This window comes from Microbacterium sp. ET2, assembly GCF_030347395.1.
Taxonomy (GTDB): Bacteria; Actinomycetota; Actinomycetes; order Actinomycetales; family Microbacteriaceae; genus Microbacterium; species Microbacterium albipurpureum.
On record NZ_CP128170.1, the window covers coordinates 1809897 to 1832929 of the forward strand.

General features: G+C 71.2%; 19 protein-coding genes. 9 read left to right on the forward strand and 10 right to left on the reverse strand.

All coding sequences use genetic code 11. The features are described from left to right. Positions 1–7 precede the first annotated feature (7 nt). The 3 genes from allB to QSU92_RS08720 all read right to left on the reverse strand — a co-directional run bounded on the left by allB (position 8) and on the right by QSU92_RS08720 (position 3683). The gene (gene allB, locus QSU92_RS08710) at positions 8–1393 is read right to left on the reverse strand and encodes an allantoinase AllB (RefSeq protein ID WP_289261025.1); all 1386 of its coding nucleotides are present in this window, start codon (positions 1391–1393) and stop codon (positions 8–10) included. Beyond that, positions 1393–2910, reverse strand: a complete 1518-nt coding sequence (locus QSU92_RS08715; protein ID WP_289261026.1) for an NCS1 family nucleobase:cation symporter-1 — start codon at positions 2908–2910, stop codon at positions 1393–1395. Before QSU92_RS08715 ends, allB begins: the two co-directional genes overlap by 1 nt. Before the next feature lie 137 nt (positions 2911–3047). Beyond that, a complete protein-coding gene (locus QSU92_RS08720) occupies positions 3048–3683 on the reverse strand; it encodes a helix-turn-helix domain-containing protein (protein ID WP_289261027.1) in 636 nt (211 codons plus the stop codon). A 129-nt stretch (positions 3684–3812) separates the two neighbouring features. Here QSU92_RS08720 and uraD point away from each other — a divergent pair, with 129 nt between their 5' ends. Genes uraD through hpxO form a run of 3 tightly spaced genes read left to right on the forward strand, consistent with a single transcriptional unit; the run spans position 3813 to position 5865 of the window. Further along, on the forward strand, positions 3813–4328 hold the full coding sequence (uraD, locus tag QSU92_RS08725; RefSeq protein WP_289261028.1) for a 2-oxo-4-hydroxy-4-carboxy-5-ureidoimidazoline decarboxylase: 516 nt from the start codon (positions 3813–3815) through the stop codon (positions 4326–4328). A 4-nt stretch (positions 4329–4332) separates the two neighbouring features. Then, positions 4333–4668 carry a hydroxyisourate hydrolase gene (uraH, locus tag QSU92_RS08730; protein WP_289261029.1) on the forward strand — a complete coding sequence of 112 codons (336 nt, stop codon included), beginning with the start codon at positions 4333–4335 and terminating at the stop codon, positions 4666–4668. 3 nt (positions 4669–4671) lie between these two features. Further along, positions 4672–5865: an FAD-dependent urate hydroxylase HpxO gene (gene hpxO, locus QSU92_RS08735; protein WP_289261030.1), complete on the forward strand. Its 1194-nt coding sequence runs from the start codon at positions 4672–4674 to the stop codon at positions 5863–5865. Between the two features lie 27 nt (positions 5866–5892). Here hpxO and QSU92_RS08740 read toward each other — a convergent pair whose 3' ends face one another. The 4 genes from QSU92_RS08740 to QSU92_RS08755 form a co-directional block, all read right to left on the reverse strand. Further along, the gene (locus QSU92_RS08740; protein ID WP_289261031.1) at positions 5893–6111 is read right to left on the reverse strand and encodes an SCO4848 family membrane protein; all 219 of its coding nucleotides are present in this window, start codon (positions 6109–6111) and stop codon (positions 5893–5895) included. Positions 6112–6296: 185 nt separating this feature from the next. Further along, positions 6297–7505, reverse strand: coding sequence for an RNA polymerase sigma factor (locus QSU92_RS08745; protein ID WP_289261032.1), 1209 nt, complete (start codon positions 7503–7505; stop codon positions 6297–6299). Then, positions 7502–8890, reverse strand: a complete 1389-nt coding sequence (locus tag QSU92_RS08750; RefSeq protein WP_289261033.1) for a MerR family transcriptional regulator — start codon at positions 8888–8890, stop codon at positions 7502–7504. Before QSU92_RS08750 ends, QSU92_RS08745 begins: the two co-directional genes overlap by 4 nt. A 176-nt stretch (positions 8891–9066) precedes the next feature. Further along, entirely contained in the window at positions 9067–9600 is a 534-nt protein-coding gene (locus QSU92_RS08755; protein ID WP_289261034.1) for an adenine phosphoribosyltransferase, read from the reverse strand. 66 nt (positions 9601–9666) lie between these two features. Between QSU92_RS08755 and QSU92_RS08760 the strand changes: the two genes are divergently transcribed. From QSU92_RS08760 to QSU92_RS08770, 3 genes are read left to right on the forward strand one after another with little or no spacing between them, the layout of a single operon-like run. After that, a complete protein-coding gene (locus tag QSU92_RS08760) occupies positions 9667–11349 on the forward strand; it encodes a glycoside hydrolase family 13 protein (protein WP_289261035.1) in 1683 nt (560 codons plus the stop codon). A gap of 37 nt (positions 11350–11386) precedes the next feature. Then, a complete protein-coding gene (locus QSU92_RS08765) occupies positions 11387–12403 on the forward strand; it encodes a LacI family DNA-binding transcriptional regulator (protein WP_289261036.1) in 1017 nt (338 codons plus the stop codon). A gap of 57 nt (positions 12404–12460) precedes the next feature. Continuing rightward, positions 12461–13705, forward strand: coding sequence for an amidohydrolase (locus QSU92_RS08770; protein ID WP_289261037.1), 1245 nt, complete (start codon positions 12461–12463; stop codon positions 13703–13705). Here the strand turns inward: QSU92_RS08770 and QSU92_RS08775 are convergent. From QSU92_RS08775 to QSU92_RS08785, 3 genes are all read right to left on the reverse strand, one after another. Beyond that, positions 13671–14732 carry a VanZ family protein gene (locus QSU92_RS08775; protein ID WP_289261038.1) on the reverse strand — a complete coding sequence of 354 codons (1062 nt, stop codon included), beginning with the start codon at positions 14730–14732 and terminating at the stop codon, positions 13671–13673. The genes QSU92_RS08770 and QSU92_RS08775 overlap by 35 nt on opposite strands. Before the next feature lie 81 nt (positions 14733–14813). After that, a complete protein-coding gene (locus QSU92_RS08780) occupies positions 14814–15626 on the reverse strand; it encodes an MBL fold metallo-hydrolase (protein WP_289261039.1) in 813 nt (270 codons plus the stop codon). After that, positions 15623–16999 (reverse strand): FAD-binding oxidoreductase, encoded by a 1377-nt coding sequence (locus QSU92_RS08785; protein WP_289261040.1) that lies wholly within the window; start codon positions 16997–16999, stop codon positions 15623–15625. Before QSU92_RS08785 ends, QSU92_RS08780 begins: the two co-directional genes overlap by 4 nt. Positions 17000–17052: 53 nt before the next feature. Between QSU92_RS08785 and QSU92_RS08790 the strand changes: the two genes are divergently transcribed. The 3 genes from QSU92_RS08790 to QSU92_RS08800 all read left to right on the forward strand — a co-directional run bounded on the left by QSU92_RS08790 (position 17053) and on the right by QSU92_RS08800 (position 23030). Further along, the gene (locus QSU92_RS08790) at positions 17053–19776 is read left to right on the forward strand and encodes a helix-turn-helix transcriptional regulator (protein ID WP_289261041.1); all 2724 of its coding nucleotides are present in this window, start codon (positions 17053–17055) and stop codon (positions 19774–19776) included. Positions 19777–19878: 102 nt separating this feature from the next. Beyond that, positions 19879–21207 (forward strand): amidohydrolase family protein, encoded by a 1329-nt coding sequence (locus QSU92_RS08795; protein ID WP_289261042.1) that lies wholly within the window; start codon positions 19879–19881, stop codon positions 21205–21207. Then, entirely contained in the window at positions 21204–23030 is a 1827-nt protein-coding gene (locus QSU92_RS08800; RefSeq protein WP_289261043.1) for a thiamine pyrophosphate-binding protein, read from the forward strand. The genes QSU92_RS08795 and QSU92_RS08800 overlap by 4 nt, the downstream gene beginning before the upstream one ends. Positions 23031–23033 lie beyond the last annotated feature (3 nt).

The window sequence follows — 23033 nt, forward strand, 5'->3', positions numbered from 1 at the left end:
TCGTCCGTCACGCCGCGACGCCCGCGCGCGCCGAGAGCAGCCGCCCGCCGGGCATGCCCCGGTAGTGCGGCGCCTCGCCGGCGCCACCCTCGGTCACGTTGAAGATCGGCCGGCCGTACAGCCACGTGCGACGGATGCGCCCGGTCAGCTGACGATGGTCGTAGGCGGTGATCGGGTTGCGGTGCAGGAGCTTCCGGGCCTCGATCACATACGGGTCGTCGACGCCGAACACCGTCAAGTGGGCCGGGGCACCGATGTCGATGACTCCCGCGCCGTCGAGGCCGGCGACGGCCGCAGGGCCGGTCGAATAGAGAGGGACGATGGTCTCCAGAGGGATGCCGCGGGCCCGCGCGTCACTCCACACCGCCGAGAGTCCGACCTGCAGGCCGGAGATCCCGCCCCATGCGAGCCCGAAATCGCCGCCGCCGGAGCGCTTGAGATCGACGGTGCTCGGCGAGTGGTCGGAGACGATCGCGTCGATCGTGCCGTCGACCACGCCCTCCCAGAGCAGTTCCCGGTTGGAGGCCTCCCGGATCGGCGGACAGCACTTGAATTCGGCCGCTCCCTCGGGGATGTCCTCCGCGACGAGCGTCAGATAGTGCGGGCACGTCTCCACCGTGAGGGCGATCCCCTCGGCCTTCGCCGCCCGGATCGCCGGCAGCGAGCGGGCGTCGCTGAGGTGCAGGATGTGCGCCCGGGCTCCGGTGCGCCGCGCCTCGGCGATGACGGTATCGATGGCCGAGGCTTCGCTGGCCGGAGGGCGGGATGCGAGGAATGCGGCGTACTCGCGGCCGAGCGGTCCGTCCGCGTGGAGGAGCGCCGGGTCCTCGGCGTGGACGATCAGGCGCGAGCCGATGGCGGCGACCTCTTCCATCGCCGCGGCGAACTGCGCTCGATCGAGGTGCCCGAACTCGTCGACACCCGAGGGGGCGAGGAAGCATTTGAATCCGTAGACGCCCGCGTCGTGAAGCGGCTCGAGGGCGCCGAGGTTCTGCGGCACCGCACCGCCCCAGAAGCCGACGTCGACGTAAGACGCGTTCGCGGCGGCCGCGCGCTTGATCTCGAGGTTGGTCGGCGTCGTCGTGGGAGGAATGGCGTTCAGCGGCATGTCGACGATCGTCGTGATGCCGCCGGCGCCGGCGGCGAGGGTCGCCGATCGGAACCCCTCCCACTCGGTGCGTCCGGGCTCGTTGACGTGCACGTGGGAGTCGACGAGCCCAGGGAGGAGCACCGCGTCGTCGGGGACGATGGCCGAGCGCATGCCCCGGACCTCGGGAGAAGGGTCGAGGATGTCGACGATGCGCCCGTATTCGACGACGACGTCCGCCGGGCGGAACGAGCCGCCGATGAAGGCTCGTCCCGCCCGGACGACGAGGCGATCGCGACGCGGCATCAGACTCGACTCTCCACCGCGACGGGCGCGGCGTCGTCGGCGGGTGCCGCCGTGGCATCCGGTCGGTGACTCCACATCACCGCGATGTACAGAATCGCTCCGATCAGAGCCCCGATGACCCACGCGAATCCGCTCAGGGCCTGCAGGAACGGCGCCCACACCGCAGCGACCGAGAACACCGCCGCGACGCAGACAGCCACGATCGCGCGGATGTTCCAGCCTCGCTGGTAGTGGTATCGCGCCTGCGGGTCCATGGAGAAGAGGTCGGCGATCTTCAGGGAGCGCCGCTGGATGATGTAGTAGTCGGCGACGAGCACCCCGTAGAGGGGTGCGAGGAACGCGCCCAGGGTGTCGACGAAGAGCGGCAGGTTGTTCCCCACGATCGACACCCACAGGGCGCCGACGATGAATCCGAGCACGGCGGTCATGTACCCGCCCGCCTTGAAGCTGATGCGCTGCGGCGCCAGGTTCGACAGGTCATAGGCGGGCGGGATGAAGTTCGCGACGAGGTTGATGCCGATCGTCGCCACGACGAAGGTGATCGCCGCAAGGATCGTCAGGAACACGTTGCCGACGAGCCCGACGATCTCGGCCGGGTTGGTGAGGGGCTCGCCCTCCCCGCCCTGGAGGACGATGTAGGCCCCGGCCGTGGTGAACAGGCTCAGGAACGTGAAGAACGTGAGACTGACGGGCAGGCCGAAGAAGTTCCCCCGCTTCATCGACTTCTCGCTCTTGGAGAAGCGCGCGAAGTCGCCGAAGTTGATGATGACCGCGGAGAAGTAGGCGATCATCGTGCCGATCACCCCGAAGAACGCCGTGACGGCGGCCCAGCCCTCGACCTCGCTGTTGCTGAAGATCGAGCCCACGGCGGGGAGGAGCCGGTCGCCCGCCTGCACCCAGATCGCGACGAGCAGTCCGACCATCACGACGTAGACGGCGGGCCCGGCGAAGTTCAGGAACTTCTCGATCCAGGCGATGCCGCCGATGAAGAGCGTGACCTGCAGTGCGGCGACGAAGATGTACGACACCCAGTCGATCCAGGTCATCCCGAGGAACGTCGCCTCGGGGACCCCGAACAGCGCGTTCAGCGCGAGGGCGACAGCCGTCGAGGCGAAGTACGTCTGCGCGCCGTACCAGAAGATCGCCACGATGCCGCGCACGAGAGCCGGGAACTGCGCGCCCCGGACGCCCATGCTGGAGCGGGCCATCACGGCGTAGGGGATGCCGTACTTCACGCTCGGCTTCCCGGTGAGGTTCACGAGCCAGTTGACGAACAGGCCGGCGAGGATGATGGCGGCGAAGACCCACCAGCCGTTGATTCCGGCCGTGATGAACAGGCTCGCAGCGAGCGTGTAGCCGGCGAGGCTCTGCACGTCGTTGGTCCAGACGTTGAAGATCTCGAACGCGCCCCACCGCCGCTTCTCCTTGGGAAGCGGCGCGAGGTCGTCGTTGTAAAGGCCCGGGTGGGGGGCGGAGGCGATGTGAGTGTCGAATTCGGAGGTGGAGCTGAGAGTCATGGCAGTCTCCAATCGAGAGCCGTCGGCGATCAGTGCGGGAGGAGCTCTGACGGCTGTGGAGCGGCCATCACCGTGAAGCTATTGCTTAACGGTGCGGTGCCGGTTTCCCCGATGTAACGCCTCTGTTAAGTGAGCGTTCAAGGAGTCGCAGGGCTCTCGCCGGGGAGCCCGAAGGGCAGGGTGATCCACACCGCGACGGCGGTGTCCTCCGCCTCATTGACCACGCGATGCGGGCGGGCCGCAGAGAACGACAGCGAGGCGCCCGGACCCAGTCGTACCTCGCCCTCGCTGAACTCGAACGTGAGCACCCCGGTGACGACATGGCCGCTCTCCCACCCGGAGTGGACGAGCATGGCGCCGTCGAGACTCGACGAGGCACCGGGCGGGTAGACCGATTCGAACAGGTCGACGCCGGTCACGGCCAGCGGCGTGAGCCGGCGGTACGTGACGCCCTGGCCGAGATGCGCGACCGCGGTCGCTCCGCGCGACACCACGACACCGGGAAGGGGCTCGGTGACGTCGGATCCGGCCGACTCGGGCGGCCGTTCGAACACGTCGAGCTCATCGAAGATCGCCGACACCGGCACGCCGAGGACGGCCACCAGCTCGATGAGCCGGTTCACCGAGGGCTGCATGACGCCGGTCTCGATCTGCGACAGAGCACTCGAGGAGATGCCGAGCTGCTGAGCGACGGAGGACAGCGAGCGCCCCGACGCCTGGCGCAGCTGGCGCAGTCGGGCACCGATGCGCGTCGGCTGCGCGATATCCCCCATGGCCTTCCTCCGCGGAAATAGTACGGGCGGCGGGAGCGCGGCAACGCGATGTTTACACGAGGGAAACCGAAACGTGTCTGCCGGCTTCGTAGCGTGAGGCTTCCGCAGCACCCCCGCGAGAGGACCGTCATGCGCATCGGCGACTTCAACGCCCTCGACGAGGGTGCGGCGCGCGATCTGGTGAGCCTGTGGGCGGCGATCCCGCGGTGGGTGTCTGCGGTCGTCGCCGGGCGCCCGTATCCGTCGCGGGATGAGCTCGAAGCGACCGCCGCGACCGAGGCCGCGTCGTGGGACGCCGACGATCTCGACCAGGCGCTGGCGCAGCATCCGCGCATCGGGGAGCGCCCCGTCGGCGACGACGCCTCCGCGACCGCCTCGCGCCGCGAGCAGGCCGCGATGACGGCTGCCGCCCCCGGCGTCGCCCAGCGGATCGCCGCCGGCAACACCCGCTACGAGGCGCGGTTCGGACGGGTGTTCCTCATCCGGGCCCGCGGGCGGTCGGCGGAGGAGATGCTCGCCGAGCTCGAGAGGCGCCTGTCGAACACGCCCGAGTCGGAGGTCGTCGAGGCGGCGGGCCAGTTGTGCGAGATCGCCCTCGGGCGACTGCGCGAGACCGTGTCGGCCGATCGGGTGCGGACAGGATGATGCCATGACCAGTCAGCTCACCACCCACGTCCTCGATGCATCCTCGGGCTTTCCCGCGAGCGGGGTCGCCGTCGTCCTGTCGAAGATGGCCGACGAACCGCGCATCCTGCAGATCGCGTCGGGCGAGACCGACCTCGACGGGCGCCTCAGCCTCGGGCCCGAGTTCCTCGACCACGGCACGCACGTGCTGACCTTCGCCACCGGCGCGTACTTCGCCGGCCTCGGCGTCGACACCTTCTACCCGTCGGTGACGGTGACCTTCCGCGTCACCGACGACACGCATCTGCATGTGCCGCTGCTGCTGAGCCCCTTCTCCTATTCCACCTACCGCGGGAGCTGAGACGTGAAGGTCGTGATCATCGGTGCCGGAATCGGGGGCACGAGCGCGGGGATCGCGCTGGCCCGACACGGGCATGACGTGGTGATCTACGACCGGATGCGACAGAACCGACCCGTCGGCGCCGCACTGTCGCTGTGGTCGAACGGCGTGAAGGTGCTCAACTGGCTGGGTCTCGGTGAGGAGGTCGCCCGCCTCGGGGGCCGGATGGACCACATGGCCTACCACGACGGCCACACCGGTGATCAGCTCTGCCGGTTCAGCCTCGAACCGGTGACCGCGCACACGGGCCAACGGCCCTACCCCGTCTCACGCGCCGAGCTGCAGGCGCTGCTCATGGACACCTTCGGGCTCGACCGGATCCACCTCGGGCGCGAGCTCGTCGCGATCCGCGAGGACGGCGAGAAGGTGATCGCGGTCTTCGCTGACGGATCCACCGACGCCGCCGATCTGCTCATCGGCGCCGACGGGGCGCGCTCGCTCACCCGCGACTGGATCACCCGGGCGGATGAGGGCGGGTTCCGCGTCGAGCGGCAGTACTCGGGGTACACGAACTTCAACGGGCTGGTCGACGCCGACGCGGCGATCGGTCCGCTCGATCAGTGGACGACCTGGGTCGCCGAGGGGAAGCGCGCCGCGGTGATGCCGGTCGCCGACGACCGCTTCTACTTCTGGTTCGACATCCCGCAGCCGGCGGGGCTGCCCTACGAGCCGGGCGATGGTGTCGCGCCGCTCGAGGCCGCCTTCGGGCACTGGTCGCCCGAGGTGCGGCGGCTGATCGCCGGCATCCGTCTCTCGGAGTCTCTGAACCGCGTGGAGATCTGGGACATCGATCCGCTGCACACGTGGACGCGCGGACGGGTGGCGATCCTCGGGGATGCCGCCCACAACACCGCCCCCGACATCGGGCAGGGCGCCTGCTCGGCGCTGGAAGACAGCTTCGCGCTGGCGATCAGCCTCACCACCCACACCGTCGGGGTCGAGGATTCGCTGCGGCGGTACGAGAAGATGCGCACCGAGCGCGCGGGAGAGCTCGTGCTGCGCGCGCGCAAGCGCGGCGAGGAGACCCACGGCTACGACCCGTCGATCACGGCCGCCTGGTACGAGAGCCTGCGCGGCACCGACGGCACCGCGATCATCCGGGGCATCATCGGCAACATCGAGGGCAGCCCCATCAACCTCGGGGTGGGGCTGCTGTAGGCCCTCGTCGCGTCTGGTCGCTCGGGGTCAGGCGGTGACGAGCAGGGCGATCCCGGCGGCGACGCTCACCACCGCGAGAACGAGCGCGATCGTGATCAGCACGACGTGCACGCGATAGAACGTCGTGCGGCGCCCGTCGGCGTCCCGCGCGCGTGGGTCGTTCGCGATGCGCGGGTAGAACCGCGGCCACACGACCGCGTTGAAGAGCGCGTTGACGAAGAGGACCACCGCAGCGAGCACGAGCACGGCTCGATCGTACGCGGATGCCGCGGCGCGGCGTTCTCGTACGGGTCGTCGGGCGAGCGCAGCGAGACGAAGCGCGCCCACCCCGCCCCGGTCGTTGAGCGAGCACAGCGAGTCGAAACGCGGCGCTGTCCGCTGGGCGTTTCGTCTCGTCGCTCCGCTGCTCGCTCAACGACCAGGCGTCCGCCCTACCGCGCTCCCGCGGCGCGGAGGAACCAGCGGCGCTCGGCGCCGTTGCGGGTGAGTCGCGCGGCGAGTTCGTACTCCCGCCGCGCGTCCGCCGTCCGATCCGCCCGATCGAGGAGATGAGCACGCACCGCCGCGACGCGGAGCGGCGAGGCTCTGCCCACCCACGCCGCGACGATCTGCAGCCCCGCCGCCGGGCTGACCACCTCCCCCACTGCGACGGCCCGACCGAGCTCGCTGACCGGGCCCGGGTCGAGGCGGCAGAGCACCTCGTACAGCCCCAGGATCTGCCGCCAATCGGTCTCGTCCGCGATCGCGGCTTCGTCGTGCACCGCGGCGATGGCCGCACGCACCTGATAGCGCTCCGCGCGCTCCCGCATGAGCGCGTCGGTGAGCAGCGCGGCGCCCTCGGCGATGCGGTCGGCGCGCCACAGGGTCCGGTCCTGGTGCGCGAGCGGAACCAGCACGCCGTCGGCGTCCACTCGCGCAGGCGCCCGCGCATCGGTGAGGAGCATCAGGGCGACGAGGCCCATCGCCTCGGGACGCCAGGGGTCGTCGGGGCGCGCGAGGGAGAGGAGGAGTCGGGCGAGGCGAAGCGCTTCCGCGCCCAGAAGCGGACGCATGATGTCCTCGCCCTCGACCGCCGAGTGCGCCTCGGTATGGAGGAGGCTCAGCACGTCGAGGAGCACAGGGATGCGATCGGCGAGCGCGCCCGCCGACTCGAGCGACACCCCACGCAGCGCCGCCTTCGCCCGAGAGATCCGCTGCGCGACAGCGGGCTCGGCTGCAAGCAGACCACGTGCGATCTCGCGGGTGGTGAGCCCGCCGACGCAGCGCAGCGTGAGCGCCATCTGCGACGCGGGCGGCAGCGACGGATGACAGCACAGGAGGAAGAGGCGAAGGGTGTCGTCCACGTCGGACGCGACGGCGCCGCCGGGGTCCAGCAGGGTCGACCTCTCCTCCCGCGCCCGCCGCGCGGCATCCGATCTGACCGCGTCGACGTACCGGCGCGACGCCACCGACACCAGCCACGCGGCCGGGTTGTCGGGGATCCCCTCACGCGGCCACTGGGCCCATGCCGCGAGGAGCGCCTCCTGCACCGCGTCCTCGGCGTTGTCGAAGGCGCCCGTCCGTCGCACCATCACCGCGAGCGCGCGCGGGGCCGCCGACCGCACCGCCGCGGTCAGCGCCCCGAGCGGCGACGGATTCACGTGTTCGCGGCGAAGTCCGCATCGGTCCAGATGCGGGCGATGCGCATGCCGCCGGGGACGACGGCCTCGGGGAACAGGGCGGCGATCTCGGCGGCACGGGCCTCGTCGGCGACATCCACCAGGTAGTACCCCGACACCACCTCGGTGAGCTCGGGCAGCGGCGCGTCGGTGACGACCGGTCCGCCGGAGCCGCGGGCGACGTGCCGCTGTGCGGCGGTGTCGAGCGCCTTGGAGTCGACCAGCTCGCCGGTGGCCTTCAGGTCGGACTCGACGTCCCAGTAGATCTGGAACGCCGCCGTGCGCTCCTCGTCGCTCATCTTCGCGAACAGATCGATCACGGCCGGGCTGTTGTGGATCAGGATCAGGTACTGCATCGGAACTCCCTCACTTCCGGCCGCCGGGCGCGGCCCTCTCAGTGTGTCGGAGCCGGGTGGCGTTTCTCGACACACGTTTCTCGCACCGCGTGCCTCGCCGAGCGTGCGGGAGACGCCGAGACCCACCTCCGCCGCCGAGACCCACCGTGGCGCAGTGGGTCTCGGCGCGGAAAGTGGGTCTCGGCGTCGTGGGCACGGCCCGTCGAGCCAGGCCACCGGCTGCTGCAGGTCGACGACCCAGCGGGTGCCGCCCGGGTCCATCGGCGTCTCGAGGTAGACCTCGCGCGCGGCTCCCGCGACCGACAGCCCGCGGCGCTCACCCTCTGCGACGAGGTCCTGCCACGCGCGCTGGATTCCCAGCAGGTCGTCGGCCTCGTACCGTCCGGTGAGGGCCCGGGATGCCGCGGGCACGGTCGCCCGCTCGAGCCCCGGCGGGGTCGGGGCATCGCCGATCTGCTCCGCCGCGGCCGCGATCATGCCGTCTCCGTCGGTGGTGTAGATCGCGACGCCCGGTCCGGTGTGCGCAGCCCCGGCCGCGGCGATCGCCTCGTTGACCCTGGTGAACATGTAGCCGATCTCCGCCTCGATCTGCGACATCTCCTCGATGCGCGCGGTCTGCTGCACCACGCGCAGTTCGGGCAGGGCGGTTTCGATGTATTCCGTCATGGGAATCTCCTTCTGGATGACGCGGAGACGCGCCTCGACGGCCGCGAGTCGGTGCCGGTCTGCGGCGATCTGCGACCGCAGCTCCTCGCGCCGCTCCTGCAGGAGGAGCGCGATGTCCTCCTGTGAGAGGCCGCCGTCCAGCATCCGTCCGACCTGCTCGAGAGTGAACCCGAGGTCCTTCAGGGCGACGATGCGGTTGGCGCGCTCGAGCTGGTCGGCGCCGTAGGAGCGGTAGCCGCTCCACGGGTTGACCCGCTCGGGCGTGAGGAGACCGAGGTGGTCGTAGTGACGCAGCATCCGGACCGACACTCCGGCCAGCCGGGCGAATTCTCCGATACTCAACATGGTGATTCCACGACAGAGCCTGACACCGTGTCAGGGTCAAGCACCACCACCACTGGCTCGCCGAGGAACCACATTCTCGCCGAGACCTCACGCCGTGGCGGGGTGTTTCGGCGCAGATGTGGTTTTTCGGCGAAGGGGGCGGGGCGCGGCGGCGGCGGGGCGGGGCGGCGGGGCGGTCAGGCGCGGAAGACGGCGTGGATGGCGGTGTCGACGCGGCTCAGGACCGCGCGGCCGCCGAGCGCCTCGAGCTCGAGCAGCACCGCGGTGCCGGTGACCTCGGCGCCGACCTCGGCGAAGAGGTCATGCGCGGCGGCGAGGGTGCCGCCGGTGGCGAGCACGTCGTCGACGAGGAGCACGCGCGCACCGCGGGGCAGGTCGTCGTGCACCTCGATGGTGGCGGTGCCGTACTCCAGCGCGTAGTCGACGGCCGCCGCGGGCCGTGGGAGCTTGCCCGCCTTGCGCACCGGCACGACGCCGGCGTCGGCGGCGATCGCGGCGGCGGCGGCGAGCAGGAACCCGCGCGCCTCGACCCCGGCGACCACGTCGAAGGTGCCCGCGAAGGGGGCGATGAGGGCTTCGGTCACCGCGCGGAGTGCGGCGGCGTCCGCGAGGAGCGGCGTGATGTCGCGGAACTCGATGCCCGGCGACGGGTGATCGGGGATGAGGGCGATCAGCGATTCGGCGCGGGCGAGGGGGCCGGAGGCGTTCACCCCGCCACCTTAGTCGCGCGCGCAACACACTCAGGAAAGTGTAAGCGCTTGCAGTATTGTGAGCGCATGACTTCGCCCGAAACGGTCACATCCCCCGCAGACCGCTCCTCCACCCCCGGTTCCGAGTGGTGGCGCACCGCCGTCATCTACCAGATCTACCCGCGCTCGTTCGCCGACACCTCCGGTGACGGCATCGGCGACCTCCCCGGCGTCACCGCACACCTCGACGACCTCGCCGAGCTCGGCGTCGACGCGATCTGGCTCTCCCCCTTCATGCGCAGCCCTCAGAAGGACGCCGGCTACGACGTCGCCGACTACTGCGACGTCGACCCGCTGTTCGGCACGCTCGCCGACTTCGACGACATGCTGGAGGGCGCACACGACCGCGGCATCCGGGTCATCGTCGACCTCGTCCCCAACCACTCCTCCGACCAGCACGAGTGGTTCCAGCAGGCTCTCGCCTCCGCCCCCGGCAGCCGCGAGCGCGCGCGCTACATCTTCCGCGAGGGCCGCGGCATCGACGGTGACGTGCCCCCGAACAACTGGGAGTCGGTCTTCGGCGGCCCGGCCTGGACCCGGGTGACCGAGGCCGACGGCACCCCCGGTCAGTGGTACCTCCACCTGTTCGACACCTCGCAGCCCGACTTCGACTGGACCAACGAAGAGGTGCGCGAGGAGTTCCGCCGCATCCTGCGGTTCTGGCTCGACCGGGGTGTCGACGGCTTCCGCGTCGACGTCGCCCACGGCCTGGTCAAGGCCGAGGGTCTTCCCGACTACACCCCGCCCTCCACCGCCGACTCGATGGGCGGCGGCGAGGTGGACGTGCCCTACTGGGGCCAGGAGGGTGTGCACGACGTCTACCGCGACTGGAACGCCCTGCTCGCCGAGTACGAGGGAGACCGGGTCCTCGCCGCCGAGGCGTGGCTGCCCACCGCCGACAAGACGGCGCTCTGGGTCCGCGAGGACGAGATGCACCAGGCCTTCAACTTCCCCTACCTGTCGACGCCGTGGAACGCGACCGAGCTGCGCGAGGTCATCACCGAGTCGCTTCGCGCCTTCCCCGGGGTCGGTGCGCCGAGCACCTGGGTGCTGTCGAACCACGATGTGGTGCGTCACGCGTCGCGCCTCGCGCTGACGGCCGAGAACCCGCAGGGGCACGGCATCGGTCCCGACTCCGCCGGCAAGCCGATCCCGGATGTCGGACTGCGCCGCGCCCGCGCCGCGACGACCGTCATGCTGGCCCTCCCCGGTTCGTCGTACCTGTTCCAGGGCGAGGAGCTCGGCCTGCCCGAGGTCGTCGACCTGCCCGACGACGCCCGCCAGGACCCCACCTGGTTCCGCACCGGCGGCGAGCGCTACGGCCGCGACGGCTGCCGCGTGCCGCTGCCGTGGCAGAGCGACGCGCCCGCGTTCGGCTTCAGCACGACCGGCGAAGCGTGGCTGCCGCAGCCGGCCGATTGGGCGGGTGTGGCCCGCGACGTCCAGCGCGCCGACGGCGCGTCGACGCTGTCGCTGTACCGCAGCCTGCTCGCCGAGCGCCGCGCCCATCAGCTGGGTGCCGGCGACCTGGAGTGGCTCGACGGGTTCGGCGATGACGTGGTGGCGTTCCGCAACGGCTCGGTGCGGGTGATCGCCAATCTCGGCGTCTCCGCGGTCGAGCTGCCCGCGGGTGAGATCCTGGTCGCGAGCGGCCCGGTCGAGGATCGCACGCTCCCCGTCGACACGGCGGTGTGGCTCACCGAGGACTAAGCGGCGCGAGCGCGCGGGCGACGAGCGAGGGAGCGACGTGGTCAGCATCGACGAGGTAGCACGCCTGGCCGGCGTGTCCACCGCCACCGTCTCCCGCGCGCTGAGCGGCCGCGGCCACGTCTCGGCGACGGCGAAGACCAGGGTCGAGGATGCCGCGAAGAGCCTCGGCTACGTGGTGTCGGCGTCGGCATCGAGCCTGGCCTCGGGCCGTCGGCGCAACATCGGGGTGCTCGTGCCGTTCCTCGACCGCTGGTTCTTCAGCACCGTGCTGAGCGGCATCTCGACCTCGCTCATGCGTCGCGGGTACGACATCACGCTGTACAGCCTCACCAACGACGCCGCCGAGCGGCATGCGATCTTCGAGAACTTCCTGCGCCGCCAGCGCGTGGACGGGGTGATCGCGATCTCGCTCGAGCTCGGCGAGGACGAGCTCGAGCGACTGCGGCAGATCGACCTGCCGGTCATCGCGATCGGTGGACCGAGCCGACGCCTGGACACGCTCACGATGGACGACGTCGCCGTGGCCCGGCTCGCCACCGAACACCTCATCGCGCTCGGCCATCGCGACATCGCGCACATCGGCGCGAGCCCCGAGTTCGACGTCGACTTCCACGTGCCGACGCAGCGTCGCCAGGGGTTCGAGCAGGCGCTGGGCGACGCCGGGTTCCCCGCGCGGCCCGCGCTGTACGAGCCCGCCGACTTCACGATCGAGGGCGGGTTCCACGCCGCCAAGCAGCTGCTCGGACGCCCCGGCGAGCGCCCGACCGCCGTCTTCGCCGCATCCGACGAGATGGCCATCGGGGCCCTGCTGGCCGCGCGCGAGCTCGGCTATCGCGTGCCCGAAGACCTGTCGGTCATCGGGATCGACGGTCACGAGCTGGGCGAGTTCTTCCGGCTCTCCACCGTCGACCAGTTCCCCCTCGGCCAGGGCGAGCGGGCTGCCGATGCGATCCTCGCCGAGATCGACGGGGTCGCCCCCGTCGAGGAGCGCCCGTCGCGTCGCCTGCCGTACGAGCTGATCGTGCGCGGCTCCACGGCCCGCGCGACCAGCTGACCGCCGCATACCGACCGGCCCGGAGCCACCCGGTTTCGGCAGGTTAGGCTCGGCGGTATGGCCCTCGACCTCGATGCGATCTACACCGACCTCCACCGTCATCCCGAGCTGTCGTTCCAAGAGACCCGCACCGCCGGGGTCATCGCACAGCGGCTGACGGAGCTCGGCATCGAGTTCGAGGAGGGCGTCGGACGCACCGGCCTCGCCGCGGTCATCCGCAACGACGACCACGCCGCCGTCGAGGGCGAACGCGGCCCCGTCGTGTGGCTCCGCGCCGACATGGACGGCCTCCCCGTCGAGGAGCGCACCGGCCTCGCCTACGCCAGCACCGCCCGCGGCATCGATCCGCACGGCCTGGCCGTTCCGGTGATGCACGCATGCGGGCACGACATGCACGTCACCGCTCTCCTCGGTGCGCTCGAGCGCCTGGTCGCCACCACCGATGAGTGGCGCGGCACGGTCGTCGCGGTGTTCCAGCCCGCCGAGGAGTACGGCGCCGGGTCGCAGGCGATGATCGCCGACGGCGTGCTCGACCGCTTCCCGCGGCCCGACATCGTGCTCGGCCAGCACGTCACGCCACTGCCGGCCGGCACCATCGGCATGCGCCCGGGAACCCAGATGGCGGCCTCGGACGGGTTGCGCGTCACGCTCCTCGGTCGGGGCGGTCACGGCTCGCGGCCGCACTCCACGATCGACCCCGTCGTGATGGCCGCGGCCACCGTCATGCGGCTGCAGACCGTCGTCTCGCGCGAGACCGACCCACGCGATGTCGCCGTGGTCACCGTGGGCTCGATCCACGCGGGCTTGAAGAACAACATCATCCCCGCCGAGGCCGTGCTCGAACTCAGCCTCCGCTACCCCGACGACGAGGCCCGTGCGCGCGTGCTGGAGAAGGTCGAGCGCATCGTCCGCGCCGAGGCGCAGGCCTCGGGTGCGGAGGAGGAGCCGGTCATCCGGGTCGACCACAGCCTCCCGCCGACCATCAACGACGACGAGGCGACGGCGCGCCTGAGCGCGGCGTTCGCCCGCGCCTTCGGGGAAGACACCGTCATCGACCCGGGCATGTTCACCGGCAGCGAGGACGTCTCGTGGTTCGCCCGGGAAGCGGGGGTGCCCCTGGTGTTCTGGTTCTGGGGAGGCGTCGACCCTCAGGTGTACGCCGACGCCGTGGCATCCGGGAGCATCGAACGCGACATCCCCACCAATCACTCGCCGTTCTTCGCCCCGCTCCTGCAGCCCACCCTCGACAACGGCGTGACGAACCTCGTCACCGCGGCGCGCGAGTTCCTCGGGCGTCGGTGAGCGTCTGACCGGAGATCAGTCCGGGAAGCCCCCGTCCGTCCCTGGTCGTGAGGGCGAGGACGACGGCGATGACGGCGAAGAGAAGTGCCCACGCGCCGTTCTCTCTCGTGAGGCTGTCGAGGGCGGCGAAGCCCGCGATCCCGCCGACAGCCCGAAGGGTTCGCTCGGCCCATGTCGGCAGCCGGTCTCCGACGTAGCGCAACTGCACGGCGAGATCCCCGAAGGAGCGCCCCGTCATCAGGATCACCGTGAGCACCGCGCCGACGGCCACCCCCTGTCCGACCACCGATGCGATGGCGCCCTCCCCGACGGCGTCGGTGTCGCCGATCACGAATTGCAGCCAGAGCTGGGTCGCCACCGACACAGCGGCGCCGATGAACAGGTACACCAGCACATCGCACACCATGGCCAGTAGTCGTCGGCGGCGCGTCACCGGCCGTGGCTGATCGGCGTCGGGTGCGGGAGGAGACCCGCGCAGAGTCCTCGGCACGGCCAGGGCGAGCACAGCGCCCAGGCCCGCGCCGAGGGTGTTCGTGGCGAGGTCGACCACGTCGAACACCCGATAGGCGCAGGGGAACACGCCCCAGACGCCGGTCAGCTGCGTGGTCTCGACGAGCAGGGAGAGCGCGAACCCCGTGAGCAGGGCGACGACGATGCCGCGCCCACCGAGCACCCGGAGAAAGAAGCCGAGCGGGACGAAGAGCAGCACGTTCAGACCCAGCTGGAGCAGCGCGGGGTCAGCGAGAGGCGACCCGACACCGTCGAAGGCGCCTCGGATGTCGCGGACGAACGTCAGCGGATCGAGGTTGACCCCCGCACACCGATAGGTCGTGGTGTCGGGCAGCGGCACGAGGGTGTAGGCCCAGATCGCCCAGAAGTACATAAGCGCCGCCGCCCACAGCAGCAGTCGACCGGCGCTCAGCCTTCCCCGGCGACGGTAGGAGATGGCGACGAAGGGAACGAAGAGGGCGACGCCCGCGAATGCGCCCAAGAGGACCGCGACGATCCCCGGCGTGATGCGATCCACGCGCAAGAGTCTGACACCCCCACCGACCAGGAACGGGCAGGGCCGGCAGACGTGGTCTCCTTCGCCGCGTCGACGGTCGAATCAGCACACCGCGGCCCGCCACCACACGAGGGGCTGCGTGGGGATCGTCGGGCGCGGCACATCGGGAAGCCGTGCCAGTCGCGCGGCTTCGACGGCATCGAACGGATTCGTGCGCAGCAGCGGTCCGTGCCCCGGGAGAAGTACGGATGCCCGCGCTAACGCGAGGGCTCCGAGCGCGAGCACCGCGCGGTGCGGGTCGGCGTGGAACATATCGGGGAGGAGCTGCGAGCCGGCGTGCGGGAGGGTGGGGTGCGCGGCGACCAGCGCATCCCCGGTCACGAGCGCTTCGGCGTCGGGGAGCACGAAGGCGGTGTGGCCGCGGGTGTGCCCGGGGGTGACGATCGGAATCACCCGGTGGCCTGCGACGGTGAAGGGACCCGCGAGCGGACGCACGTCTTCGACGGCGACGTTGTCGAGCCCGCCCGACCGGATCGCGTGCACCGCCCATCGGATGACGCGCGGTCGCCACAGCGACGGGAGCAGGTCGAGGAGCGTGATCTGCTCGACAATCTCCCTCCGGATGTTGGGGAGCTCCGCGGCGTCGGCGAACACGCGCGCACCGTGCACGCGGGCGATGGCCCCCGCGCAGCCGATGTGGTCGCTGTGTCCGTGGGTGATGAGGACGGTCGTCACCGGAAGGCCCGCACCGCCGGCGGCCGAGATCGACTCCTCGACGAGCGGGTAGTCGTTCGGGTACCCGGCATCGATCAGTGCGACCTCCCCGTCGCCGACGAGGACCGTCCAGTTCGAGGCGGGACCTTCGACGAACGTCACCCCCTCGGCGACGGGGTGGGTCGTCATCGCACGGGTCATCGGGCATCCACGAACGGCACGATGTTGGGGAGGAACAGACCGCGGGGATCCACGGCGCGGCGGACGCGGTCGACGGCCTCCCACGTCGCGTGATCGAAGGTCCGGCTCGGTTGGGACGCCGACTCGACGAAGGTCGGCAGGGTACGGCCGGTGTCGCGGTGGCTCAGGGCGGTTCGGATACGAGCGGCGGCGCCCTCCTGCATCTCGGGAGTGAGAGGACCGCCGACGGCACCGACGACGAGCAGAGCGAACTCCGCGTCCGTACGGTCGAACGCCCCACCGTTCTCGGGCGGGTATGCGAAGGCGCCGCCGAGGTGTCGCAGCTCGACACTGGTCAACGTCGAGCCCGACGCTGACCCCACAAGGTCGACGAGGGTGCGGACGTCGGCCTGGTCGAGGCTCGACAAGAGGAGGTGGTCGCCGACGTAGGGGATGGGATCGGGGGGATCCATGTGCGTCAGGGGAAGCTCGATGGGGTCGCGGAGGTCCCAGGTGTCGATGATCGGCTCGGCGATCGCGCGCAGCGGGTCGAGCAGGGCGGCAGCCTGGTGACTGATGTCGGTGAGCAGGTACGGGTCGCGGATGCCGGCGGCCCCGTCGAGCGCGACGACGGTCCGGCCGGCGATCGCCTCGGGGATGCCCGGCAGAGGCGGGATGTTCAGCACGCGCATGCTTGTGGTCAGAGTCCACGGGGCGTTCTCGGTCCACGTCCGCCAGGCCGAGATGATCTCCTCCGCGTGCTCGGCGGGCCAGAACGCGATGCCGGTGTAGACCTTCCACATCGGCAGGAGCCGGATGGTGACCGACGTCACGACGCCGAATCCGCCACCGCCCCCGCGCAGCGCCCAGAAGAGGTCGGGCTCCTCGTCCGGGCTCGCGGTGACGACGCGACCGTCGGCGAGGACGAGGCGGATGCTCACGATGTTGTTGGCTGCGATCCCGTGGGTGCGCCCGTAGAAGCTGATACCACCACGGAGGAGATACCCGACGGCACCGACGGTGCCACTGGAGCCGTGCAAGACGGCCAGCCCGTGCTCGGCGGCCGCGGCGACCACCGCGGCCCAGCGCGTGCCGGCCGGAATGGTCGCGGTCTGCGCCTCGCGGTCGATCACGACGGGTTCGTCGAGCTGCGTGCGGATGAGAAGTGCGCCGTCCAGAGGCTGCGATGTCGCCGCGGAGTGCCCGGTCGCGATGACGCTCGCGGTGAGGTCGTTGTCGCGGGCGTAGCGGACCGCTTCGCACACGTCTTCGACCGATCGGGCGATCACGGTGCGACGGGGAGCGGGCTGGGGAAGGAGGTTGTACGCTTCGATGGCAACGGCGTAGGGGGATTCGCCGGGCGATGCCACGGTGAGGGTCTTCGTGTCGTTCATGCCTTCCACGCTAGAAATCCGTCGGCCACGCGCCATCCGAGAAACCACGGAAGATGACACGGAGAATCTCCGCAGACGCTGCCGTTCCACCCCTTGAGCCACGGCTGCCGCCGCTGCGAGAAGAGCTCGCGGCCGATCTCGCCCGCCGCCTCGCCGCACCGGGAACGACGACCCTCGTCTCAGCTGAGGCGGGTTTCGGCAAGACGACGGTCATCGACCGCGTGCTCGATCTCGTCGCCGCCCGCTCGCCCGGCACCCGAGTGCTGTTCGCGCGGGGTGTGCGCTCGAGCGTGCCGACCCCCCACGTAGGCCTGCATGAGCTGTTCACCGGGGTCGACCCGAAATCTCTGGACCTGCCGCCGGGTCACGCCTCGGGTCTCTGTGCAGCGCTCGGACGGTCATCGATCGAGGGCGAACTCACCCCGGCACGCGTCATGATGTCCACGCACAGTGTCATCCTCCGTCTGCTGGAGATCTCGCCCGTTGCGATCGTCGTCGACGATTGGGATGCGCTGGACGCCGAGTCCGCCGAGGTCATCCGCTACCTGACCTCGCGCCGCTACACGGCGGGAGGCGCCCCCTCACTGCTGCTCGCCTACGCGTCGCCTCGCCCCGACGACGCATTCGGCGAGTCCGTCGTCGCTCTCCCGCCGCTGAGCCCCCGCGACGTTCAGGCTGTCGCCCAGGATGCGACCGGCCGCACCCTTCCCCTCGCCACCGCGACACGCGTGCAGGCGCTCAGCGGCGGGAATCCCCTGTGGGCGCTGGAGATGGCTGCGGTGGATGACGCGGACGCATCGAGTTCGCTCGAGGAAGCGATGAGGCAGCGCATCGAGCGGGCGAGCCCGGCAGCGCGCCGCATCCTCGCCGCCCTCGGGGCCGCGGGTCCCCTCTCCGCGGAGCACCTCCACGCGGCGGCCTCGGTCTCGGACGCCGACATCCTCGAAGCGATCGACGGCGGCGCGGTGGAGGAGCATCGAGGCAGGGTGACCGCGCGGCATCCCATGCTCTCGGCAACCGCGTTGCAGGGCCTGAGCGAACCCGACCGGCGGGCCCTTCATGGCCGGATCTCGGAGGTCGTCGTCGATCCCGTGGCCCGTACGGACCATCTCGAGCGCGCGACGCCGCCCGGCGCGCAGCCGGCGTTGGCCCGAGCGCTCGACGAGGCCGCGATGCGCGCTCGCTCGCAGGGTGCGGTGGGAGAGGCGACCGACCTCGCCGGGCGCGCCGTCCGGCGCACTTCGGCTGACGACCCCGCCCTGGCGCGGCGACGGATCTCGTGGGCGGATCTGGCGCTGCGCGCCGGCGACTTCGCCGGTGTGCTCGATGCGCTCGGCGGTGTCGAATTCGAGCGTCTCGACGTCGCGCTCCTGGATCGCGCCCTCCCTCTGCTGGTGACCGCCGCGGCGGCAGAGCGCGGCGACGCCGCCGCCCGCGCGATGTTGCATGCCGCCGCCTCCCCCACCGACGATCCCGTCAGGCAGGCGGTGTACGACACCTACCGTGCCGAGGCGGGCCATGAGGCCGGCGACCGGCTGGCCCTCGCACGCGGGGCGGCCGATCTGCTGCGCAGAGCCGGAGCGGCGCCGCTGTCGCGGCACCGGGCGCTCGGCGCGCTCATCCTCGACGATCTCGACGCAGGTCGCGGGCTCGACGATGGGCTGCTCGCCGAATGCGCCGCCCTCGAGACGCAGATCGACCTTCTCGCAGTCAATGACAGTGCCCGGGCCATGACGGGCCTCTACGCTCACCAGGTCGGACAGCTGGAGCGGTCGCGCCAGGCCCTCGAAGCCATGCACGCCGTCGCTGTCGAGCAGGGCCAGGAGGTCGTAGCCGGCGTGTTCGCGCTGCATCTGGCCGCCACCGAAGCGCAGGCCGGTGACCTCGCCCGGGCGGAGCACTGGCTGGACTTCTGGGAGCAGGTGAACCCCTGGCCCGACACCCCACCGCCGAGCGCGATCGCCGCCATGGGCCTGCGGGCGCTGCGACGGGCCGATGCGGACGAGATCGAACGCATCGTGCGGCTTCCCCATGGTCCGGGCGGCGAGGCGATCGGCCGGCTGGTGCGGCAGGCCCTTCTCGGCCTGACCGCCGCGCGCACCCAGAACTGGGCGTCCGCGCTCAGCGCGCTCACCTCGGCGAGATCGCTCGCCGATTCGCTCGGTATGGCCGAGCCCGGGCGCCGGCTGTGGCTGGACTTCGATCTCGCCCGCACCCTGATCGCCGTCGGCGATCTGAGCGCCGCCGGCGACATTGCCGCCGGACTGGAGGAGATCTCCGCCGGCGGCCGACCCCTGCTCGACGGGGTTGCCGCAAGCATCCGCGGCGAGATCGCGCTCGCGCGTGACGACTCCTCGGCCGCCGTCGACGCGCTCACCCAGGCCGACGCGCTGTTGCGCGAAGCGGAGATGCCCTTCGAGCGGTCTCGCACCCAGCTCGCGCTCGCCCGCGCTCACCACGCGCGGCGAGCGCGTCACGACGCCGTCGCGGCACTCGATGCGGCGGAGTCCAGCGCGCGGAGGGCGAGCGACGCCGGGCTGGTCGGGCGCATCGTGGCGCTTCGTGGCGAGGTCGAAGCCTCCACGCCGGCAGGAGTGCTCACGGAACGCGAGCGGGTCGTCGCCCTCGCCGTGGCGCGGGGCTCGACCAACCGGGAGATCGCCGACGAGTACCACCTGAGCGTCCGCACGGTGGAGTCGCAGCTGTCGGCCGCCTATCGCAAGCTCGGCGTGCGCTCCCGCAGCGAACTGGCGGTGCTGATGAGGCAGTCCGGGTGAGCATTTCCGTGGACTTCTCCGTGCAATCCCCGAAGAGGTGGGCACCCTCGGATTCCTAACGTGATGAGTCGCGTCGATCGACGCTCTCACGAAAGGAAACCCATGTCTGAACGCCGACTGCTTCTCCGCGGCGGATCCCTCTTCACCAGCGACGACGACCTGGGCGTGTTCACGTCCGGCGATGTGCTCGTCGTCGACGGCGTCATCCGCGAGGTCGGGCCCGAGATCATCGACCCTCGCGCCGAGATCGTCCCCGTCCACGGGTCCATCGTCATGCCGGGACTGGTCGACACCCACCGCCACCTGTGGCAGACAGCGCTTCGTCACGTCGCCGCCGACTGGACGATGTCGGACTACGTCGCGGGGATGATCCAGGGCATCGGCCCGGGCTTCGCCCCCGAAGATGTACGGATCGCCGGTCTCGTCGGCAGCCTCGAGGCGCTCGATGCGGGTACCACCACGGTGATGGACTGGTCGCACATCGTGCACACGCCCGCGCACGCCGACGCGGCGATCAGCGCCCTGGAGACTGCCGGGATCCGCGCCGTCTACGGGTACGGCCTTGCGGCACTGCCCGCCGCCGACTGGTTCGAGTCCGACCTCCGGCGCCTCGCCGGGACCGCGCGCTTCGGCCGACCCGACGGCCTCCTCACCCTCGCGCTCGCCAGCTGGGGTCCCGAATTCGCCGACGTGCCCACGACCGTGCGCGACATCGAGCTCGCCCGCGAGCTGGGCCTGCGCATTTCGCTGCACATCGGCGTCGGGATGATGGGTGCGGCGCGCGCGGTCACCGAGCTCGACGCCCGCGGGCTGCTCGGCGACGACCTGGAGTTCATCCACGCCACAACGGCGACCGACGCCGAACTCGTGCGGATCGCTCAGACCGGTGGCTCGGTGTCGGTCTCGCCCCGGGTCGAGATGCAGATGGGTCACGGCTACCCCGCCACCGGGAGGATGCTGGATGCGGGCCTTCGGCCGAGCCTCAGCGTCGACATCGTCAGTGGCATTCCCGGCACCCTCTTCGGTGAGATGCGGGCGGCGATGGAAGCCGAACGCGCTCGCCAGAACGCGGCAGCGCTGAGCCGTCACGAGTGGCCGGGGCCGCTCCGCGTGACCGCCGAGGACATGGTGCGGATGGCGACGATCGATGGTGCCCTCGCCCTCGGTCTCGCCGATGTCACCGGCTCGCTCACGCCCGGCAAGCAGGCCGACATCACCGTGCTGCGCGCCGACGTGACGAGTGTTCCGACCGCCGACACGATCGCATCGCAGATCGTCGCCGCCGACGCGCACGTCGTGGAGCACGTCCTGGTCGCCGGTGAGTTCCGCAAGCGCGACGGCCGGATCGTCGGTCACGACCTCGCGGCACGCCGTCAGGATCTCGATGCGTCGCGCCTGCGACTCCTGCAGGCAGCCGGGGCTCTCGTATGACGACGGTCCACCCGCGCGAGACGCGCCTGGCCGGCGCGCGGCCCGCCGAGTCGGTCGGACGGGTCGTCGCGGCATCCGCTCTGGAGTTCAGCTCCCACGCCTTCGGCGTCATGGGCGCCGACAACGCCGTGATGATCGACGGGATGATCCGGCTGGGGATGTCGTACGCCCCGATGCGCCACGAAGCCGGCGCCGTTGTAGCGGCCGATGCGTTTACGCGTGTCGCGGGCCGGCCCGCCGTGTGCACGACGACGTCGGGGCCGGGGTTCACCAACGCCCTGACGGCTCTGGCTGAAGCGTCGCGGGCACGATCGCCGCTGGTGCTGCTGACCGGGTCGGCCCCGGTCAGCGGCCCGCGGCCGGGTGATATCGACATCCGCCGAACGGCCGCGTCAGCCGGGGCGCGGGCGTGGATGGTCGAGGAGGAAGACACCGTCGGGACGATCCGGGCGGCGTTCCAGACCGCGAGGGCGGAGAACCGGCCGGCCGTGGTGTGCGTCCCCTCCGATGTCTCGCGACGGACGGCCACCCGGCCGGGGGCTCGTGCGCGGGCGGCGGATCGCCCCGGGGCATCGGGCGCCCTCCTCCCGTCGGCGCGCGACGAGCTGTCGCGCCTCGCCGACCGGCTCCGCGCCGCGCGGCGGCCCCTCCTCCTGGCGGGGCGCGGCGCGATCGGCGCCGCCGAGGCTCTTCGACGCACCGCGTCGGCGTACGGGGCACGCACCGCGACGACCACTCTCGCGCTCGGAGTGTTCGGCTCGGGAGACGGCCACCTGGGGATCGCCGGCGGTTTCGCCACCGACGACGAGGCCGCCGCGATGCATCGCGCCGACGTCGTCGTCGTGATCGGCGCCGGCCTGAACGCCCACACCACGCGTCGGGGAACGGTCTTCGCCGCCGGCGCACACGTCGTTCAGATCGACCTCGCGGCGCAGCCGACCTCGACGCGCGTCGACCAGTTCATCCGGGCCGACGCCGAAGACGCCCTTATCGAGCTGCTGCTCCAAGCCCCGGCGAACGCCGAGAGAACAGGGACATGGCGTGGCATCCCCTCCGTCCACCCGTCGACGGGCGCGCACACGCTCGTCGACGGGCTTCACCCCGCCGCGGTCGCCGACGCCGTCGCCGATGCCGTGCCGTCCGACGCGACGTTCGTGGTCGACGGCGGCAACTTCATGGCCTGGCCCCTGGCGTCCTGGCGACCGGCCCGCCCGCGATCCTTCGTGCCGGCCGGACTGGCGTTCCAGTCGATCGGTCTGGGCCTCGGCGCACTCGTCGGCGCGGCGGCGGCGCGGCCCGACGCGTACCCGGTGCTCGGTGTCGGCGACGGCGGTCTCCTCATGTCGCTGGCCGATCTCGACTCCGTTGCGCGGCTCGTTCCGCGCGGCGCGATCGTGGTGTTCAACGACGCCGCGTACGGTGCCGAGGTGCACCAGTTCGGGCCGGAGGGCTTCGCCGAGTCGCCCATGCGCTTCCCCGCTCGCAGCTTCGCTCTGATCGCCGGCGCCTTCGGCCTCCGGACCCTCTCGGTCTACGACCGCGAGACGCTGCGGATCGCCGCATCCTTCCTCCGGGCCCACCGCGACGAGCCTCGTCCTCCTCGACTGTCACATCTCGCCCAGCGTGGCGGCACCCTTTCTGCGAGCGCTGGAGCCACGACAGGCGTAATGTCATCGGCCGTGACGATTGATGGTCGCGAGCCGGTGGAGGAATCCCCTCGCGCGAAACGCCTCCTCCTGGGAGACCCCTCACCTCCGAGAAGCTCGACGACCAGCTGCTGCCCAAGCGCCGCGCGCTGCCGATCTTCGCCTCCGACGCGCTGAGCT